This is a genomic window from Halococcus hamelinensis 100A6 (assembly GCF_000336675.1).
Lineage (GTDB): Archaea > Halobacteriota > Halobacteria > Halobacteriales > Halococcaceae > Halococcus > Halococcus hamelinensis.
This window is the reverse complement of the sequence record NZ_AOMB01000041.1, coordinates 40259-59310: the sequence shown is the minus strand read 5'-3', so window position 1 is coordinate 59310 and position 19052 is coordinate 40259. Positions and strand designations below refer to the sequence as shown.

At 68.0% G+C, this 19052-nt stretch carries 21 protein-coding genes; 11 read left to right on the top strand and 10 right to left on the bottom strand.

The window, feature by feature from the left end:
- Positions 1 to 14 precede the first annotated feature (14 nt).
- Positions 15 to 866, bottom strand: coding sequence for an isoaspartyl peptidase/L-asparaginase (locus C447_RS14305; protein WP_007695152.1), 852 nt, complete (start codon positions 864 to 866; stop codon positions 15 to 17).
- 93 nt (positions 867 to 959) lie between these two features.
- On the opposite strand from C447_RS14305, the gene icd reads away from it, so the two are divergent.
- Positions 960 to 2201 carry an isocitrate dehydrogenase (NADP(+)) gene (gene icd, locus C447_RS14300; protein WP_007695150.1) on the top strand — a complete coding sequence of 414 codons (1242 nt, stop codon included), beginning with the start codon at positions 960 to 962 and terminating at the stop codon, positions 2199 to 2201.
- 571 nt (positions 2202 to 2772) lie between these two features.
- Here the strand turns inward: icd and C447_RS14295 are convergent.
- Positions 2773 to 3690, bottom strand: coding sequence for a DMT family transporter (locus C447_RS14295; RefSeq protein ID WP_007695148.1), 918 nt, complete (start codon positions 3688 to 3690; stop codon positions 2773 to 2775).
- Positions 3691 to 3787: 97 nt separating this feature from the next.
- A complete protein-coding gene (locus tag C447_RS14290) occupies positions 3788 to 4357 on the bottom strand; it encodes an NAD(P)/FAD-dependent oxidoreductase (RefSeq protein WP_007695146.1) in 570 nt (189 codons plus the stop codon).
- Positions 4358 to 4496: 139 nt separating this feature from the next.
- Between C447_RS14290 and C447_RS14285 the strand changes: the two genes are divergently transcribed.
- The 4 genes from C447_RS14285 to C447_RS14270 are packed head-to-tail and all read left to right on the top strand — an operon-like array spanning position 4497 to position 7230.
- A complete protein-coding gene (locus tag C447_RS14285; RefSeq protein ID WP_007695144.1) occupies positions 4497 to 5000 on the top strand; it encodes a DUF7523 family protein in 504 nt (167 codons plus the stop codon).
- Between the two features lie 24 nt (positions 5001 to 5024).
- Positions 5025 to 6536, top strand: coding sequence for a cysteine--tRNA ligase (cysS, locus tag C447_RS14280; protein ID WP_007695143.1), 1512 nt, complete (start codon positions 5025 to 5027; stop codon positions 6534 to 6536).
- 39 nt (positions 6537 to 6575) lie between these two features.
- Entirely contained in the window at positions 6576 to 6983 is a 408-nt protein-coding gene (locus C447_RS14275) for a hypothetical protein (RefSeq protein ID WP_007695142.1), read from the top strand.
- Between the two features lie 49 nt (positions 6984 to 7032).
- A complete protein-coding gene (locus tag C447_RS14270; protein ID WP_007695141.1) occupies positions 7033 to 7230 on the top strand; it encodes a hypothetical protein in 198 nt (65 codons plus the stop codon).
- Here the strand turns inward: C447_RS14270 and C447_RS14265 are convergent.
- Together C447_RS14265 and C447_RS14260 are read right to left on the bottom strand one after the other, a co-directional pair.
- The gene (locus C447_RS14265; RefSeq protein WP_007695140.1) at positions 7227 to 7976 is read right to left on the bottom strand and encodes an iron-sulfur cluster assembly protein; all 750 of its coding nucleotides are present in this window, start codon (positions 7974 to 7976) and stop codon (positions 7227 to 7229) included. The two genes, C447_RS14270 and C447_RS14265, sit on opposite strands and share 4 nt — an antisense overlap.
- Positions 7976 to 9028: an amidohydrolase family protein gene (locus tag C447_RS14260; RefSeq protein WP_007695139.1), complete on the bottom strand. Its 1053-nt coding sequence runs from the start codon at positions 9026 to 9028 to the stop codon at positions 7976 to 7978. The genes C447_RS14265 and C447_RS14260 overlap by 1 nt, the downstream gene beginning before the upstream one ends.
- Positions 9029 to 9145: 117 nt before the next feature.
- Between C447_RS14260 and C447_RS14255 the strand changes: the two genes are divergently transcribed.
- From C447_RS14255 to C447_RS14245, 3 genes are all read left to right on the top strand, one after another.
- Positions 9146 to 10186 carry an NAD(P)-dependent alcohol dehydrogenase gene (locus C447_RS14255; RefSeq protein WP_007695138.1) on the top strand — a complete coding sequence of 347 codons (1041 nt, stop codon included), beginning with the start codon at positions 9146 to 9148 and terminating at the stop codon, positions 10184 to 10186.
- A gap of 69 nt (positions 10187 to 10255) precedes the next feature.
- Complete coding sequence (locus C447_RS14250) at positions 10256 to 11128, top strand: CbiX/SirB N-terminal domain-containing protein (RefSeq protein ID WP_007695137.1); 873 nt, start codon at positions 10256 to 10258, stop codon at positions 11126 to 11128.
- Positions 11129 to 12193 (top strand): DR2241 family protein, encoded by a 1065-nt coding sequence (locus C447_RS14245; RefSeq protein WP_007695136.1) that lies wholly within the window; start codon positions 11129 to 11131, stop codon positions 12191 to 12193.
- Here the strand turns inward: C447_RS14245 and C447_RS14240 are convergent, their stop codons facing one another.
- From C447_RS14240 to citZ, 3 genes are all read right to left on the bottom strand, one after another.
- Complete coding sequence (locus tag C447_RS14240) at positions 12194 to 12841, bottom strand: DUF7524 family protein (RefSeq protein ID WP_007695135.1); 648 nt, start codon at positions 12839 to 12841, stop codon at positions 12194 to 12196.
- A gap of 2 nt (positions 12842 to 12843) precedes the next feature.
- Positions 12844 to 13038, bottom strand: a complete 195-nt coding sequence (locus C447_RS14235) for a methytransferase partner Trm112 (protein ID WP_007695134.1) — start codon at positions 13036 to 13038, stop codon at positions 12844 to 12846.
- A gap of 87 nt (positions 13039 to 13125) precedes the next feature.
- Positions 13126 to 14274, bottom strand: coding sequence for a citrate synthase (gene citZ / locus C447_RS14230; RefSeq protein WP_007695133.1), 1149 nt, complete (start codon positions 14272 to 14274; stop codon positions 13126 to 13128).
- A 92-nt stretch (positions 14275 to 14366) separates the two neighbouring features.
- On the opposite strand from citZ, the gene C447_RS14225 reads away from it, so the two are divergent.
- Positions 14367 to 15590 (top strand): potassium channel family protein, encoded by a 1224-nt coding sequence (locus tag C447_RS14225; RefSeq protein WP_007695132.1) that lies wholly within the window; start codon positions 14367 to 14369, stop codon positions 15588 to 15590.
- A 27-nt stretch (positions 15591 to 15617) separates the two neighbouring features.
- Here the strand turns inward: C447_RS14225 and C447_RS14220 are convergent, their stop codons facing one another.
- Positions 15618 to 15890, bottom strand: coding sequence for a DUF7536 family protein (locus C447_RS14220; RefSeq protein WP_007695131.1), 273 nt, complete (start codon positions 15888 to 15890; stop codon positions 15618 to 15620).
- A gap of 89 nt (positions 15891 to 15979) precedes the next feature.
- Here C447_RS14220 and C447_RS14215 point away from each other — a divergent pair, with 89 nt between their 5' ends.
- A complete protein-coding gene (locus C447_RS14215) occupies positions 15980 to 16936 on the top strand; it encodes a succinylglutamate desuccinylase/aspartoacylase family protein (RefSeq protein ID WP_007695130.1) in 957 nt (318 codons plus the stop codon).
- On the opposite strand, the gene C447_RS14210 is transcribed toward C447_RS14215, so the two are convergent.
- A complete protein-coding gene (locus C447_RS14210; RefSeq protein WP_007695129.1) occupies positions 16937 to 17791 on the bottom strand; it encodes an SDR family NAD(P)-dependent oxidoreductase in 855 nt (284 codons plus the stop codon).
- A 583-nt stretch (positions 17792 to 18374) separates the two neighbouring features.
- On the opposite strand from C447_RS14210, the gene gfcR reads away from it, so the two are divergent.
- Positions 18375 to 19025: a transcriptional regulator GfcR gene (gene gfcR, locus C447_RS14200; protein WP_007695128.1), complete on the top strand. Its 651-nt coding sequence runs from the start codon at positions 18375 to 18377 to the stop codon at positions 19023 to 19025.
- Positions 19026 to 19052: the final 27 nt, after the last annotated feature.

Genomic DNA, 19052 nt, shown 5'->3' with positions numbered 1-19052 from the left:
TATGTCTGGCGTTCTCAGGACTCAGTGGAGCTCGTCTGCATCGCGGCCGAGTTGTACGCGCTGCCCGCCCGCCCCTCGCTGTCGAGCACGATCAGCCCCGCCGTCGAGCCCGTGACCTCGTCGAACTCGGCGAGCGCGCGGTCGGCGGCGGTCTGCGGACTCACACCGGATTCGAGCTGTCGGACGGCCTCCCGTGTGAGCGTCACGCGGACGATGTCCTCGCCCGCCCCGGTCGCGCTCGCGCCGCCGGCAGGTGTGGCGAAGAAGCCGCTGCCGACCTGCGGGACGTCCCCGACGCGACCCGCGAGCGCCGCCCACCGCCCGCCCGTCGAGGTCGCGGCCGCGACCCGTCCCTCGTCGTCCACTGCGACCGCACCGACGGTATCCGACCCGCCGTACTGCTCGCGGACCCAGTCGAGGTGGTCGCGCGGGTCGGCTGGCGGGTCGGCGTCGACCCACCGTTCGCGGGTTCGGTCGGTCGTGAGGTCCACGTCGATCCCGACCCCGAACTCCTCGGCGAGCGCGACGGCGTGCTTGCCCGAGACGAAGACGTGTGGGGTCTCGTCCATCACGACGCGAGCGACCCTGGCGGCGTGCTCGACGCCCGGCATCGAGCAGACCGCCCCGACCCGCCTGTCGTGGGTCATCAGGCCCGCGTCGGTTCTGACCATTCCATCGGACTGGACCGCCCCGCCGACGCCGGCGTTGAACCGCGGGCTGGATTCGAGCACGCCGACGGCGGCGACGACCGCCTGTACGGGGCTGGCTTCCTCGGCACCGACCGCGACGGCGTCGTCGAGGACCGCTTGCCGTCGGTCGGGTTCGTCGGGCGTCTCGCCGGCACCGCCGTGAACGATGAGCTGCACGGCAGTGGCTCGTCCGGGGGACGAATAACCCTCCCGAACCGACCCGCTGGCGAGAAAGACAGCCCTTTTAGCGCGTCCGATAGAATTCTCGGTATGTCTTATGACCGGGTTGAAGTCCCGACGAACGGTTCGCAGATCGAAGCCGTAGACGGCGGTTTCGACGTCCCCGACGACCCCATCATCCCGATCATTCACGGCGACGGCATCGGCGTCGACATCGGCCCCGCCGCCCAGAAGGTCCTCGGCGCGGCCGCCGAGGCGACGGGTCGCGAGATCAACTGGATGCGCCTCTACGCCGGCGAGTCCGCACGTGAGCGCTACGACGAGAACCTGCCGGAGGACACCCTCGAAGCCTTCCGGGAGTTCAACGTCGGGATCAAGGGTCCGCTGACGACCCCCGTCGGCGCGGGCTACCGCAGCCTCAACGTCGCGCTCCGCAAACGCCTCGACCTCTACGCCAACGTCCGGCCGACCTACCACATCGACGGCGTTCCCTCCCCCGTCAAGGACCCCGACGCGATGGACATGGTCAACTTCCGGGAGAACACCGAGGACGTCTACGCCGGCATCGAGTGGGAACAGGGCACCGAGGAGGTCGAGCAGGTCCGTGAGTTCGTCGAAGAGGAGATGGGCTACGACAACACCATCCACGAGGGCGAGGTCGGGATCGGCATCAAGCCGATCACCGAGTTCGGGACGAAACGCCTCGTGCGCCGCGCGATCGACTACGCCCTCGAGAACGACCGCGACTCCGTGACCCTGATCCACAAGGGTAACATCATGAAGTTCACCGAAGCCCAGTTCCGCGACTGGGGCTTCGAGGTCGCAAACGAGGAGTACGGCGACGAGGTCATCACCGAGGACACCCTCTGGGAACAGCGCGACGGCGACGTCCCCGAGGACACCGTCGTGGTCAACGACCGCATCGCCGACGCGATGCTCCAGTGGCTCCTCCTCCGACCCGAGGAGTACGACGTGCTCGCGATGCCGAACCTCAACGGCGACTACCTCTCCGACTCCGCCGGCGCACAGATCGGCGGGCTGGGGATCGCCCCCGGCGCGAACCTCGGCGACGGCCGCGTGCTCGCCGAACCCGTCCACGGGAGCGCCCCGAAACACGCCGGTAACGATGAGGCCAACCCGACCGCGATGATCCTCTCGGGTCGCCTCATGTTCGACCAGATGGGCTGGGACGACGCCTCCCAGAAGATCTACGACGCCGTCGAGGGCGCTATCTCTTCGAAGAAGGTCACCTACGACATCCACCGCCAGATCGACGGCGGCGAGAAGCTCGCCACCAGCGAGTTCGCCGACGAGATCGTCGACAATATCTAAAAGCCACTTTTTTGTGAGGAGTGGTGCGCGAACGCGGTGAGCGCACCCGACGAGCAAAAACCTGTTCTGTCGAGCGAAGCGAGACAGAGCTTGGAAGAGCGGAGCTCTTCCAGCGGACTAAGAAGGGCCGCTCGCTCGCTTCGCTCACGGGTCACTCCGCTCACGGCTTCCTGCGGTCGCCGTTCGCGTCGTGGTCGTTCGAGAGAGCAAAGCTCTCTCGTGATCGTCAAAAGAGTCTCCGACTCTTTTGGACCTCGCGGAGCTTCGCTCCGCTCAGTGACGAAAATCTCCGATTTTCGAACCACCTCCCGGTGGTCGGCCACGCCTCGTTCCCCGTTCGCATCGAGGTTCTCCTTTCAGTCGAACCTCGCGCCGCTCGTTCGCGGTACAACCACTTACCACCCACCGCAACCGCTCCGCACAGCACCGCCCCGCAACAGCCACGAGCCTCCCCAACCGATTCGCTTCACTCGCTCCGCTCGTTTCGTTCATCCACTGGCAGAGCTTTGCTCTGTCAAGCCCGCGCTCGCGTCGCTCGCGCAGACCTCGCACGCCGATTCGCGGTCGGCACTCACTGTCGTTCGCGCCGACCGCGTGCGCGCGCCACGACGGTGATTCCAGCCAGGATCACCATGCCGCCGACCACGGTCGCGGGGGTCGGGACCTCGCCGAGCAACACGAGCGCGAGCAGCGCGCTCCCCACGGGTTCGCCGAGCAGCGAGGCGCTGACGACGCTGGATTCGAGGTGACCGAGCGCCCAGTTGAGGACCGTGTGCCCGAAGACGCCGGGGCCGACGGCCATCCCGAGGAAGAGCAGCCACTCGCGCGGCGGGTAGTCCGTCAGAGGTGCGCCGTCGGCGAGAACGAGCGCGAGGAGCACCACGGTACAGGCCGAGTAGACCACGACGACGTAGGGGATCAGCGGGATGCGCTGGCGGAGCACCCGCCCCACGAGGACGTAGCCCGCCGAGAAGGCCGCCCCCGCTACCGCGAGCGCGTCACCGACGAGCGGGGCACTGCCCGCGACCACGCCCCCCGACGCATCGCCGACCGAGAGCACCACGATCCCGACGAGCGCGAGGAGCATCCCCGCGACGGTACGCCGGGTGACGAACTCGTCGAGGAACACCGCCGCGCCGGCCGCCACGAAGAGCACCTGACACTGGACGATCGTCACCGAGGCCGCGACGCTCGTGAGTTCGAGGCTCGCGAACCACGACGCGAAGTGGAGCGCGAGCGCGACGCCGCCAGCCCCCGCAGCCAGCCAATCCCGACGGGTGAGCCGGGCGAACGCGTCGCGGTGGCGAACGAGGGCGAACGGCAGCAGCAAGAGGGTCGTGAAGAGCACCCGGTAGAACGCCTTCACGAGGCTCGGCGCGGCGCTGTACCGAACCAGGATGGCGCTGGTGCTCACCGCGACCACGGCGACCCCGAGCGCGACGAACGGTAGCGTCCCGCGCTCGATACCGACGACCGAACGGGTGCTCACACGCGCTTCGACGACGAGTGCGTGTTTACGGGTTGTGTTTCCCGGTTATTCGGCGTCACCAGACGTGCGACGCACGTCCGGTTGGCACGAAACTCGACTACGAGTTCTGAGCGTCGTCGGGCACGTCGAAGTCGTGGTAGTGCTCGCCTTTCTCCTTCGTGAGGATGTTGAGCGCCGCCGCGGCACCGTCGCCCGCGGCGATGACCGCCTGCCACTCCTCGGCGCGGACCATCGCGCCCGTCGCGTAGGCGTCCTCGACGCTCGTCTCGGTCGTCACGTCGATGTCGACCACGTCCTCGTCGGTGAACGCACAGCCCAACTCCTCGGCGAGGTCGCGCTTCGCGCCCGTCGCCAGAACCACGTAGCTCGCCTCGTACTCCTCGTCCTCGGTCGAGACGGTGAAGCCGTCGTCGTTCTCCGCGACGGCGGTGACCTCTGCCCCCTGGTGGCGCTCGACGCCGAACTCGTCGACCTGGGCGCGCGAGTCCTCCATGAACGCCGAACCGTCCTCGCTCTCGATCCCGAGGTAGTTGAACAGGTGGGCCTTGTGCATCCACGTCTGGTCGGTGTCGAACAACTGGGTCTCCAGCCCGTTCTTCGCGGTGAACAGCGCCGCGCTGAGTCCGGCCGGGCCACCGCCGACGATCGCGACATCGGTGTCCGTCATACCCCCGACCGTACGACCGCCGGTCGGATAAATCGTGTGCGACGGCCACTGGCTGCATGACGGTGGTGTGCTCGGCACGACGTCGTCGGATCCCCGATGGAGTCGTCGGTCTTTTCGTGGTCCTCGTCGACCTCGAACCATGTCCGTCGCCGCCGAGACCAGACGCGCCGTCCACGAACAGCCGTTCGTCCACGAGGCGCTCCGGGCCGGGGTCATCAACTACACCGCCGCCGCGCGATTCCTCGATATCGGGGACGCGGAACCCGTCGCGGCCGCGCTCCGGCGCTACGCCGAGGCCCTCCCCGACCCCGAGACCGCCTCCCGCGAGGCACGGGTCACGATGCGAAGCGGGATCGGCCCCGCGACCGATGCCGATCCGGAGGATACCGTGCTCGCGGTCGGCGACAGCACGTTCGCGGACGGGGGTTCGCTCACGGGGGTGCTCGCCACGGGCGCGGTCGATCCCGCCGCGCTCGGACACGTCCTCTCTCGGTTCGCCGTCGAGGCCATCGAGGCCGAGGCCGCGGGGGTCGCCGGCGACGCGCTCGTCGTGGTCGTGGAGCGGCGTGACGCCCCCGACGCCGTGCGTACGGTCGAGAACGCGCTGTCGGCGGTCCCGGTTGTGGGGACTCCGACGGATTGAAACGCTCGAACGCGTAGGAACCCCATGACGCTGCGCGTCGAGAACACCCTGACCGGCGAGCGCGAGCCGTTCGAGCCACGCGACCCCGACTCCGTTCTCCTCTACTACTGCGGGCTCACGGTCTCGGACCGCGCTCACCTCGGCCACGCGCGCACCTGGGCCCACGTCGACGTGATGCACCGCTGGCTCGAGTTCCTCGGCTACGACGTCCGCCACGTCGAGAACTTTACTGATGTGAACGAGAAGATCGTCGCCCGCGTCGGGGAAAACGACCTCGGTGACTCCGAGAACGCGGTCGCGGACGGCTTCATCCGGCGAACCCTCGCCGACATGCGCGCGCTGGGGCTCAAACGCGCCGAGGTCTACCCACGGGTCTCAGAACACGTCCCCGAGATAATCGACCTCGTCGAGACGCTGGTCGAGAAGGACTACGCCTACGAGTCGAACGGGTCGGTGTACTTCGACGTCACGACGTTCGAGGAGTACGGCAAACTCTCGAACCAGCGCCTCGACGACATCGAGGCCCAGGGCGAGGCCGACGAGCGCTCCGAGAAACGTCACGCCGCCGACTTCGCGCTCTGGAAGGCCGACGGGGTCTCGCCGAACGCGCTCGCCGACCATCGCCCCGACGAGCGCCCGGTCGGGGACCACCCGCCGAGCGGTGAGGTCTGGGACTCGCCGTGGGGGCCGGGCCGACCGGGCTGGCACATCGAGTGCTCGGCGATGAGCATGACCCACCTCGACGACACCATCGACGTCCACGTCGGCGGGCGGGACCTGGTCTTCCCACATCACGAAAACGAGATCGCCCAGAGCGAGGCCGCTACAGGGAAGGAATTCGCCCGCTACTGGCTCCACGCCGACCTCTTCGCGATGGGCGAGGAGAAGATGAGCACCAGCCTCGGGAATTTTATTACTGTTGAGGAGGCGCTCGCGACGTACGGCCGCAACGCGGTCCGCACGTTCTTGCTTTCGGGAAGCTACAACACCACCCAGACCTACAGCGAGGACGCCATCGAGGAGGCCGTCGAGCGGGCGGCGCGCCTCGAACGCACCCACGAGCGCGCCGAGACGGTGCTCGACGGTTCGCACACGTCCTCGAAATCGCCCGACAGTGTCCTCCGTGACTCGACGAACGATACCCGTGAGGCGTTCGAGGCCGCGATGAACGACGACTTCAACACCCGGGGCGCGCTCGCCTCACTACTCGAACTCTCGACGGTCGTCAACCGCCACCTCGACGACCGCGGGGCCGCCGGCGAGCCCTACGACTATCAGGGGCTCCTGGCGGTGGTCGAGACGTTCGAGGAGCTCGGCGGCGGGGTGCTCGGGCTGAGCTTCGGCGAGGCGGAGGACGAGGGGGACGTGCGGCTTGCGGACGAACTCGTCGAACTCGTGCTCGAAACCCGCGAGGCCGAACGCGCCGCCGGCAACTACGACCGCGCCGACGATCTCAGGAACCAACTCGAAGCCCTCGGCGTCGAGATCGAGGACACCGACGACGGCCCGACGTTCTCGATCGAGGCGACGGAGTAGGAACGAAAAACACACCGCGACGACCGTTCTACTGGAGTCATGAACTCCGGCGAGCACTTCCTGCTATCGGTCCCGGTGGTCGGCGTCGTCCTCGCGAAACTCCGCGATCGCTACCCCTCGCGTCGTCTGGGGCTGCTCGCGGCCTACGGCGTCGGGCTCGGCGTGCTGATCGACCTCGACCACTTCGTGCTCGCACGGCTCCGCGTCGGCGACTGGCGACACACCGTGGACGTGCTCCGGAACCCGATGCGCGTCTTCACCGACCAAGAGAACCTCTTCGAGGGGACGGGCGGGATGGCGAGCCTCCGGATCCTGAGCCACGTCGTGGTCGGCGGCGTGCTGACCTGGCTCTGGTCGCGGGTGAGTCGGCCGATCGCGTTCCTGACCGGAGTCGTGCTCTACGTCCACGTTCTCGCCGACCTCCTGCGCGACAACGGGATCGTCTGAGGCCGACCCTCCCGAACGTATATGATGGTTCGTGGTGTAGGGAAGGGGGATGGCATCGAACGACGAGAGCGACGACCGGCAGCTCGCGGAGGACAGCCCACCCCGTCAGGTCATGTGCCAGCGGTGTAGCGAGGAGTTCGACTGGCACGAGGACGTCTGTCCGGCCTGCGGCTGGGAGAAAGGCGAGTGGGTCGAGAGTGGTCGGTACGGTCTCGGCGGGTCCTACGGGATCGAAGGCTCCGGCTAGTCGCCCTTCAGTTTTCGCGCCCGATCGAGCCCCTCACAGATGGTTCCCTGTCCGGAGATGGTCGCGCCCGTCAGCCGTGCGCGGCGCTGTTCGTGGGCGAGGTCGTCGGCCTCGATCGGCTCCTCCTCGACGGTGGCGAAGATCCGGTCGGTCGGCTCCCGGACGAGCCCGACCTCGACCGCTTTTTCGAGGTGGTCGGCGAGCGGGTCGGCCGGGACGCACACGGCGAACGCGTCGTCGGCGAGATAGACCAGCGCGTCGTCCGTCCCGTGCTCGACGTCGATGTCCTCGCGGGTGAGGGCGACGACCTGTGCCGCGTCGAGCCCCGCATCGAGCAGCGCGTCGACGGCACGGTACTGGCGGCTCACGCGCGCCTTCTCGGCGAGGGTTCGACGGACCGCCTCGATGTCGTCCTCGGCGTCCTCGAAGACCGTCTCGAAGTCGAGCCGTTCGTTGACGCCGCGGTTGATCTCCCTCGCGTGCATGTGGTCGTCGAGGGTGACCGTCGCGGTCGTCACCTCGGGCAGGGCTTCGAGTTCGTCGCGCGCGCCGGTCGCCATCATCCACGCGAACGCCGGCGAGCACCACGCCGTCGGCAACACGAGCGTCACCAGTACCTCCGACCCGTCGATCGTGAGGTCGTGGACGTACTCGAGGTCGACGATAGACTCGTCGAGTTCGGGGTCGTCGACCGCCGAGAGCCGCGCGCGAACGTCGTCGGTCGTCGGCTGAGCAGTGGCGGCCATCAGTCCGCGGTGGCACCCCCGTACTGGTCGCCGAGGTCGAACTCGGCGCTGATGGCGTCGTCGGCCAGCTTCTCCTTCTGTTCCTCGATGTCGATGTCGTAGAGTTCGGCGGCGTTCTCGCCCATGACCTTCCTCTTGGTTTCGAGGTCGAACTCGAGGCCGTACTCGTCGCGTTGTTCCTCGGTGAGTTCGGCCTCCATCACGGCCTCGACGACCCACTCGGGTTCCCAGAGCGCGTAGTCGCTGCCGAAGAGGATGTTGTCCTCGCCGACCCAGTAGAGGAGTTCACCCATGATCTCGCCGAACTTTCGTGGACGGGCCAGCGCCATCGGCGCGACCACCGCCAGTCCCCCGTAGACGTTGGTCTCCTGGGTCGCGATGTGGGCGAAGTCGTCGAACCGCGGGAAGCCGACGTGCTCGACGATGAAGTCGAGTTCGGGGAACGAGGTCGCGGCGTCGTCGACGTCCCGCACGTCGAAGGCGTCGCGATTCAGCGGCCGGATCGTCGGCCCCTTGTGGGCGTGGATGTTCGTGATCCCGAGCTCGGCACACTTCTCCAAGTATTCGAAGGAGTCCTCCGAGTCGAGCCGCCAGCCCTTCGAGTCACCCTTCCACTCGGCGGTGTAGAGTTTGACCCCCGTGATGTCGTGTTCGTCCTTTTGGCGTTCGAGTTCCTGAAGCCCCGCCTCGCCCTCTCGGGGGTCGAACCGGCCGTTGAGCACGAATCGGTCCTCGTACTCTTCGGCCAGGTCGGCGTTGTCCTCGATGGTGTTGAACCCGTTCTCGTAGAACTCGCCGAGGTAGGTGGGCTGGAAGACCGCCATGTCGTCGTGGCCGTCCCGGAAGAGGTCCTCGACCATCCGTTCGGCGCTGTACTTCCGGTACTCGTCGATACTCCACTGGCGCTCCTCCGGCGTGAACGCGGTGTGATAGTCGTGGAAGCACCGGATGAACTGTTCGCCGCCCTCGTGGATGATGTTCTCCGTGCTCGCGTCCCAGTGGTGGACGTGCGCGTCGATGACGAAGACATCCGATCCCTCGTGCCGGTACATTGCACATCATCGATTGTGTTTGACTATCATACGTCTTTTGGCTGCGGAAAGCGGCTGGGAGCCCCGATCTCGGTACGAACATTTTTGACCGTGACAGTCCTACGGCGGTGTGGTCACATGCAAGCAGCCAGACTCCACGAGTACACCGAGGAGATGGAGAACGCGCTCTCGATCGACGAGGTCGACGAACCGCAGGCCGATACCCCCGACGGCGTGGTGGTGGAGGTGGAAGGCGCGGGATGGTGTCAGACCGACAACCACGTGATCGAGGGGCAGTGGGCGGAGTACATGCCCCAGGACCTCCCGATGACCCTCGGCCACGAGAACGCGGGCCGGGTGGTCGAGGTCGGCGAGGACGTCACGATGGTCGAGGAGGGCGACCCGGTGATCTGTCACACCGTGATGACCTGCGGGACGTGTCGGCCCTGCCGACTCGGCGACGACATGCACTGCGAGGACCTCGCGTTCCCCGGCCTCTCGACGGACGGCGGGTTCGCCGACTCCCTCCGCACGAACGAGCGGGCGGTGATCCCGCTGCCCGAGGGCGTGAGTACCGTCGACATCGCGCCCCACGCCGATGCGGGTATCACGGCCTACCACGCGGTCAAACGCGCCTCGCGCGAACTCAACCCCGGCGACCACGCCGTCGTGATCGGGGTCGGCGGGCTCGGTCACATCGGGCTCCAGTGTCTCGACGCGATGAGCCCCGTCACCATCACCGCGGTCGACATGAAGGACGAGGCGCTCTCGCTGGCCGACGACCTCGGTGCGCACCACACCATCGACCCGGGGAACGAAGACGTCGCGAGCGAGATCGAGGCGATCACCGACGGCGTAGGGGCACACTCGGTGCTCGACTTCGTCGGGGCGGACGAGACCACGGCACTCGGTCCCGACATCGTCGCCGCGGGCGGCGCGCACACGGTCATCGGCTACGGTGGCCACGTCCACGAACCCTCCCAGGCGCTCGTCAACGGCGACTTCAGCTACCGGGGGAGTCTCGTCGGCAACTACACCGAACTCCAGGAACTCGTCGCGCTGGTCGAGCGCGGCGACGTCGACCTCCGGACCACGCGCTACGGGCTCGACGAGATCAACGACGTCGCGGCCAAGCTCGAACACGGCGAGATCGAGGGCCGAGCGGTCATCACGCCGTAGCCGGTCGACCGGCCGGACCGGGGGTTCGGGAGACGAAGCCACTAAATCGCCGTCGTCCGTAGGACGGGTATGCCGGCGCTCGTCATCGTCGCCCACGGTTCGCACCTGAATCCCGGCTCGCACGGTCCGGCCTTCGCCCACGCCGACACCGTCCGCGAGTCCGGTGCGTTCGCCGAGGTCCGCGAGGCGTTCTGGAAGGAGGAACCCTCCTTCCGGGAGGTCCTCCGGACCCTCGACAGCGACGAGGTCTACGTCGTTCCGCTGTTCATCTCGGAGGGCTACTTCACCGAGCAGGTCATCCCGCGCGAACTCCGGCTCGACGGCTGGGACGTCTCGCTCTGGGATTCGTCGGGGACCGACGCCGACACCGCCACCCTCACCGCCGCGGACGTCGAGAAAACGATTCACTACTGTGGGCCCGCCGGGACCCACCCCTCGATGACCGACGTGATCGTCCAGCGCGCCGAGTCCGTCACCGGCGATCCCGACGTCGGCGAGGACGTCGGCCTCGCGGTCGTGGGCCACGGCACCGACAGAAACGAGAACTCCGCGAAGGCGGTGAAGTACCACGCCGACCGGGTACGCGAGATGGAACGGTTCGCCGAAGTGAAGGCGCTCTTCATGGACGAGGAACCCGAGGTCGACGACGTCGCCGACTACTTCGAGAGCGAGGACGTCGTCGTCGTCCCGCTGTTCGTCGCCGACGGCTACCACACCCAGGAGGACATCCCCGAGGACATGGGACTCACCGACGACTACCGCGAGGGCTACGATATCCCGGCGGAGGTCGAGGGCCACCGGATCTGGTACGCGGGCGCGGTCGGGACCGAACCCCTGATGGCGGACGTGATCCTCGAACGCGCCGCCGACGCGGGGGCGGACGTCACCGAGGCGCTCGACATCGTCCGCCGACGGACCGCGACCCCGGCGGCGGGGGACTAGATGAACGACTCCCAACTCGACGCGCTTCGCGAGGCCGCCACCGACGGTGTCGCGTGCGACGGCCTCTCGGTGACCCACGACGGGTCGGGCTACACCTTCGAGACGCCGGGCGTGAGCCACGCGGACCTCTCCGAGACCGAGTTCGACGCGCTCGCGACCGAGAACCCGTGGTTCGTCTCGAACTGGGAGTACTGGAACGGGCTGGACGGCGCGACGAAGGCGTATCTCCGGTGGGTCGAACGCGCCGACGAGGTGGGGGTGCGCGAACGCTACGAGAGCCTCGTCGCCGGCCTCTCGCGCGAGTGGGGCCAGCTCCTGGTCACCGCCGGGCTCGGCGAGGACGGCGAACGCGTCTACGAGCTCCGTCACACCGCCGACGTCGACGTCGAAGTCGACGACCTCGAACACCACGACGACCCGCTCGACGCCCGCGAGCTAGCCACCCTCGACGACGACGGGGAGTACCGACCGCTCAAGACCGCACCGACGCTCGCCACCGGGTGGGTCTTCCCCGCGCTCGACGGTCGCGACCTCGTCAGAACGGTCGAGTTCTTCTACCCCGCGACGGTGGCGAACTGGCACCGCGAGCGCGAGGGCGACCTCGACGTCACCCACTTCCGCGAGACCGCCGAGCGCCAGACCGGGATCTACGGCGTCGTCGACGACCTCGACGTCGATGGGGTCGAGAACCTCGCGGCGGCCTGCTGTGTGGACTCGCAGTGTCTCAAGCGCCGCGAGTGGGACGAGGACGGAAGTACGGAGCTCGACGTGCCGCGCGGCGACGGTGTGTTCCCGTGTCGCGAGCCCTGCTCGCTGGTGGTCGCCGCGGCGCGCCAGTGGGCGATCCTCGAAAGCGAGGAGCCGCGAACCTACGAGATCGAACTCACGCCGAGCGAGCGAGGCCAGATCGAGACCCTGATCGAGGCGGTAGCCGACGGCCGGGTCGACGAGGTCCGCGAGGCCGACGTCGGCGACGGCGCGAACCGCTATCGGGCGCGGTATCTCCGGGCGAAGCGGCTCGACGACGACGGCGGGTTCGAGGGGATCCGTGAGAAGGACTCCTGATCAGTAGAGGACGAGGTAGGCGGCCGCGATGACGCCGACGAGCACTGCGAGCGCGCCGATGTAGACCGCCACGACGTCCGAGAGGAAGAGGAGGACGATGCCGACGATCACGACTACAGCCGCGGCCCCGAGGAGGGCGGGCGTGCTGAAGCCCCCGGTCGAGCCGGCCGACGCCGAGGAGCCCGTCGACCCCGTGCGTCGTGGGGCGCTCGAAGAGGTCGAGCGGGTCGGTTCGACGCTCCCCGATCCCGTGAGGCTCCCGCCCCCGGAGCGCTCGATGAGGGATTCGTCGATCTTGACGCGGCGCTTGCCCGCGTTGGGTTCGATGGTGAGCGGGACCGTCTCGGTCTGGCTCCCGTAGGCGGTCGCGATGGTGAGCGTGCCACCGGCCGGGCCGGGGTCGGTGACGCTCACCGGGATGCGCGTCGTCGCGCCGGGACGGACGTAGTGGTTGCTCGACGGCACCGAGGCGACCCCCGAGAGCGCCTCGTCGAGCCGGAGGTGGACGTGGGTCCCCTCGCCGTGGTTCTCGAGTTCGATCACGAACGAGTCGGCGCTCGCGAAGCTCTCGGGGACGTCTATCGAGTGGAGCCCCGTGCGGTTGAGGTACACGGTGAGCGTCGTGGAGTCGCTCGATTCGCCCGCCATGCTCACGCCGGTGGGTCGTCGCGCATGTCCGGCGGCAGGAGGTTCGGGATCCCCTCCTCGATCGGGTACTCCTCGCCGCACTCGGTGCAGACGAGACGGCCTTCGAGCACCTCGTCATCGGACTCCTGGATGGGCTCGAGTTCGAGTTCCTGCTTGTCCATCGGACACCGGATGATCTCCATCAACGACTCCTTCATCGCTGCTCGCCCCGGGTCATGCGCGAAGCGATGGCCGGCGGTGATAAAAGCATGGCGCTCGCTCGCGCACCGGCGCTCGGAAACCGGTTATCGCTCGTCGATCGGGACGAACTCCTCGTCCGTGGGGCCGACGTATCGGGCGCGCGGGCGGATGAGGCGGTTGTCGGACTGGTATTCGAGGATGTGGCCGACCCAGCCCGCCGTCCGGCTCATCGCGAAGATCGGGGTGTACATGTCGAGCGGGATGCCGAGCTGGTAGTAGACAGTTCCTGAATAAAAGTCGACGTTTGGCGCGAGGCCCTTGCTCGGGAAGTCCTCCTCCTCGGTGAGGTACTTCTCGATGGCGGCGGCGTAGTCGTACCACTTCTTCTCGCCGGAGGCGTTGCCGAGGTCCTCGGATTTCTCGGTGAGGATCTCGGCGCGCGGGTCCTTGACGTTGTAGACGCGGTGGCCCCAGCCGGGGATGCGGCGGCCGTCGTCGATCTGTTCGGCGATCCACTCGGTCGGGTCCTGACCGCTCTCGTCGAGTTCGAGCAGGACCTCCATGACGTCCTGGTTCGCGCCGCCGTGGAGCGAGCCCGAGAGCGCGCTGATGCCGCCGGTGACGGAGCTGTAGGTGTCGGCGAGCGTGCTCGCGACCACCATCGAGGTGAACGTCGAGGCGTTGAGGCCGTGGTCGGCGTGGAGGATCAACGCCATGTCGAAGGTCTCGGCGGCGACGTCGTCGGGCTCCTCGCCGTGGAGCATGTAGAGGAAGTTCGCGGCGTACGAGAGCTCCTCGTTCGGCTCCACGGGCTCCTCGCCGTTGCGGAGGCGGTCGTAGGCCGCGAGGATCGTCGGGAACTTCGCGGCGATGCGGAGCCCCTGGTGGCGGACGGCGTCGATGTCGCCGGGTTCGGCGTCCTCGTCGTCCGAGGCCGAGAGCATCGACACCGCGGTCCGAACCGCCGCCATCGGGCGCTCGTCCGCCGCCACGAGGTCTTCGAGCGTCGTGACCACGCCCTCCTCGATCGTGTACTCCGCCGAGAGGTCCTCGACGAACGCCTCCAGGTCGTCGCGCTCGGGGAGCTCGTCGTTCCAGAGCAAGTAGAGGACCTCCTCGAAGCTCGCCTCGCGCGCGAGGTCCTTGATATCGTAGCCGTGATAGACCAGCTGTCCGGCGTCACCGTCGATGTGACTCAACGAGGATTCGGCCACGAGAACCTCATCGAGCCCCTTCTGGAGGTCGTCTGCCATAGCGCTTGTACCCGACCTGCCGGGAAAAGTATTACCGTTTCCCCACGCACGTGCGCGAGCAACGCTTTTGCCCGCCCGGACGAACGTCGAGCATGGCACGCGAGGTCGACTACGAGCCGCGCAGCGTCAAGCGACTCCTCGCGGAGATGAAGGACATCGCCGAGCTCATGATCGACCTGTCGTACTCGGCGGTGCTCCTCGACAGCGACGAGGTCGCCGAGGAGGTCCTCCAGCTCGAATCCGAGATGGACGTCCTCCAGCTCAGGACCCACATGAGCCTGCTGATGGCCTCGCGCACCCCCGACGACGCCGAGGCGCTCGCCCCGGTGTTGGGGATCGTCGGCGCGACCGAGAAGGTCTCGGACGCGACCGGCGACATCGCGAAGGTCGTCCTCGAGGACATTCGGCTCCCCGACGCGATCCGGGCGGCGCTCCCCGAGGCGGTCGAGACCCTCGTGCGCGCCCGCGTTGACCCCGATTCCCGGTTCGCCGGGGAGACCCTCGGCGGGCTGAACCTCGAAACCGAGACGGGGGTCAGAGCCATCGCGATCCGGCGGGCCGGCGAGTGGATCCTGAACCCGGAGCGCGAAACGCACCTCGAACCCGCCGACGTCGTGCTCTTCCGCGGTCTCGAAGAGGGCATCGCGGGGGTCTATCAGAGCACCACCGGCGAGGCGTACGTTCCGCCCGACCCGCCGGAACCCGACACCCCGGACCTCGAACGCGCGATGGACTCGGTGGTGCTGATGAAGAACATGAGCGAACTCGCGGTGGACCTGGCCTACGGCGCGGTGCTGTTCGACAGCGAGGCCCTCGCCGAGGAAGTACTGAACCTCGAAGCCGAGGTCGACGCGCTCCAGTCGCGCTTCGAGGCCTGGACCCTCCGGGCGGCGGGCCGGGTCGAGGACCCGGTCTCCCTGCGGGGGCTGGTCCACCTCGCGCGAAGCACGGAGGTGATCTCCGACGCCGCCCTCGAGATCAGCGAAGGTGTCCTCCGCGGGATCGCCTCGCATCCGGTGATCGCCGAGGCCGTCAGCGAGTCCGACGAGGTGCTCGTCCGCGAGCGGATCGCGGCGGGCAGCGACCTCGACGGCACGACGCTCGGCGACGCGATGGTGAAGACCGAGACCGGAATGCGAGTGATAGGGGTCCGCCGGGTGAACGAGGCGTCGGCGGCCGACGAGCGCGACGACTGGGTCGTCTCGCCGGGGCCGAACACCGAGCTCCGGGCGGAGAACGTCCTGCTGGCGAAGGGACCACGAACCGGGGCCGACCGGCTTCGCGAGGCCTGCGGGGAGACATCGGACGCACAGTAGGAGGGGCGGGAACGGCGGACGGGGAGTTTACTGCTCGTGAGCGAGGCGGTAGGCCGACACCAGCGTCAGCCCGACGGCGACGACTGCCGCGGCGGCGAGGGCGAGGGTCACGGCCAGGAGGGCGAACAGCACGGGCGAGCCGCGAGTGTCGGCGGTCGGCCCGGCGAGCGCGAACACCCGGTAGACGTAGGCGAGCACCGCGAGCGCGACCCCGACGGCGAGTCCGACCGTGGCGTTGCGCGCGACCGAGAGCGCCGCGAGGAACTCCGTGGTCGGGGGGCGGTCGGGTGTGTCTGCCACGGCTGGGCTACCGCTGGCGGCGGCAAAATCGCGTCGGTTCGCCGTCGATATCGAACGGCTAAAGGCGGTCGAAATGTCGTGTTCGGATAATGACGAGCCTCGGAACCGCGAGCGCCGCTCCCGGCGAGGTCGACACCGGTCGGCTGTCGGTCGGCGAGAGTCGCGACGGTGCGGACGTCGGTCTCCCCGTCTGTGTTATCAACGGTGCGGACGACGGCAAGACCCTCTATCTCCAGGCCGCGAGCGACGGCGACGAACTCAACGGCGTCGGGGTCATCCGACGGCTCGTCCCCCAGCTCGACCCGGAGGCGATCGCCGGGACGATACTGGTCGTCGGGATCGTCAACGTCCACGGCTTCCGGGTGGCCGAACACCGGAACCCGATCGACGACACCAAACTCAACCGGGCCTACCCGGGCGACAACCGGGGCACCTCCTCCGAACGAATCGCGGCGACGACGTTCGACATCGCGACGAGTGCCGACCTCGTGCTCGACCTCCACCAGGGCTCGACCAGTCGGATGATCCGCGAGACCAGAGTGCGCTGCGGCCCGCGCCACCGGCTCCACGACGCGTGTCTCGACCTCGCGAAGACGTTCGACTGCGGCTACGTCCTCGACCAGAAGGGACCCGACGGCCAGCTCGCCCGCGCGGGGCCCGACGAGGGCGTCCCGACCATCGACCCCGAGCTCGGCGGGTCGGTGGGCTTCGACGAGAAGAGCGTCGAGGTCGGGGTCGAGGGCGTGAAGAACGTCCTTCGGGAGTACGGATTCGTGGAGGGGACGGCCAGCGGCGGGGAACAGGTCCGGGCCACCGGCTTCGAGCAGTACGGCGCGTCGGCGGGCGGCCTCGTCGAGTTCCTCGTCGACCTCGGCGACCGGGTCGAGCGCGGGGACCGACTGTTCCGGATCACCGACGCGTTCGGCGCGGTGAAGGCCGAGGCGACCGCCGACGCCGCGGGCGTCTTCTGGCGTACCCGCCGACTGCCGCAGGTGGCCACCGGCGAGTACGTCTGTTCCGTGGGGACCGACCTCGACACCTACTGATCAGTCGTAGGTCAGGGTGTAGCCGCCGTCGAAGAGCAGGTCGCCGCCGTCGAGGTGTTTGGCGTGGCCCGAGAAGCCGAGCGCGAAGACGTTCGCCACCTCGACGGGCTCCATCATCTCCTTGACTCTGGCCTCGCCGAGCATCACGTCCTCGACGACCTCGCGTTCCGATATCCCGCGCGACTCCGCGGTGTCGGCGATCTGGTCCGTCACCAGCGGGGTCTTGACGTAGGCCGTCGAGAAGGAGAAGGCCCGAACGTCGCCGTCGCCCTCGGCGGCGATCGACTGGGTCAGCCCGCGGAGCCCGAACTTCGCCATGTTGTAGGCCACCTTGTCGCGGGTGACGTAGTGGCCGTGGATCGAGCACATGTTTCCGACCGCCCCGCCCCCGTCGCCGGCACGCATGTGGGGCAGGCAGAGCTTCGTGAGGTAGAGCGGCGCGCGGAGCATCGCCTGCTGCATCAGGTCGTAGTCGTCCATCGAGAACTCCTCGATCGGGGCCACCGTCTGCAGGCCCGCGATGTTCGCGAGAAAGCGGATCTGACCCTGCTCGGCCGCGACCTCGACGATGTGTTCGATGTCTTCGTCGTCGGTGAGGTCCCCGGAGACGGTGTGGATCGCGCCGTCGAGGTCCAGCTCGTCGTGTTTCTCGGCGGTCTCGTCGAGACCCTCGTCGTCGACGTCGGTCGCGACGGCCGTGAGCCCGTTGTGCGCGAGCGCGAGCGCGGTCGCCCGGCCGATCCCGGAGCCGCCGCCCGTGACGAGCGCGACGTTCTCGGGTACGAAGGAGGGGTCGTCGAGGGTCAGTACGTCGTCCGGGTCGAACTCGGCGGGTTCGGTGAGGTCGTCTGCCATGATGCTCTCGACCGAGGGTTCCGAGTCGGGGCGCTAAATTCTCTCGCCCGATGGTAGGCTGTGTCGATGGGATCAAGGGGGGTCGGTATCCGTTGGCGGCGGCCGCGGCGGTGCGGTTGCGGCCCGCGGTGGCGGTCGCGGCGGTTGTGGTGGCGGTTCCTGGTGTCTCGGCGAACGGCAGTGAGTCGAGGCTCAGGGGAGCTGTGCTCTCCTGGTGGATGAAGGGCGAGGGCCGAACTCCGGAGCACGTGGTTCGAAACGGCTTCGCCGTTTCGTCACTGAGCGGAGCGAAGCTCCGTGCCACCGTTCGCTCCGCTCACGGGAACGGAGTGAGGGCCGAGGGCTTCGGCGGTGGCGGGTGCTGTGCTGTGCGGAATAGTTGGAAGTAATCGTACTGCGAGTGACCGAGCGAAGCGAGGGCACGAGCAGCCCTTTTAGTCGACTGGAAGAGCCGCGCTCTTCCGAGCTCTGTCTCGCTTCACTCGACAGAACAGGTTTTTGCGAGGAGTGGTGCGCGCCAGCGCACCCGAGGAGGAAAAAAGTGGGACAACACACCTATTACAGCCCGGGCCAACCCTCCCGCATGAAAAACGTCGACGACCTCATCGAGAGCGCGAACGAGCTCGCTGGTCAGGGGCTCTCGAACGGCGAAATCGCCGACGAACTCAACGTCTCGCGCGAGACCGCGAGCTGGCTTGTCGAACGCGGCGGCGGGAGCACCCAGCCCACGACGACCGAGAGCCCGGCGTCGACCGACCACCTCTCGGACATCCACGTCGACTGGAGCGCGCTCGGTCGGGACAGCACCCGACTCTCGGACGTGGGGCACGCGATGGCGGACCTCCTCGGCGGCCACGACGACACCGAGATCGACCTCGTGGTCGGGATCGAGAAGGCCGGCACGCCGCTCGCGACCACCGTGGCGCTCGAACTCGGGGCCGACCTCGCGACCTACGCGCCCCGAAAGCACCAGTGGGAGGAGGGCGACATCGAGGACCTCAGCGGGAACTTCTCGCGGAACTTCGCCGAGATCCGGGGCCGGGAGTGCTACGTCATCGACGACACCATTACGAGTGGAACGACGATGACCGAGACCATCGACGCCATCACCGATGAGGGCGGCACACCGGTCGGCTGTGGCGTCCTCGTCGACAAGAACGGCGTCGAGGAGCTCGAAGGCGTCCCGGTCGAGTCGCTGATGCAGGTCATCCGAGTGAGCCGCGACGAGAAGTGATCCGGCGGGTGGAGCCCCTCGAAACCA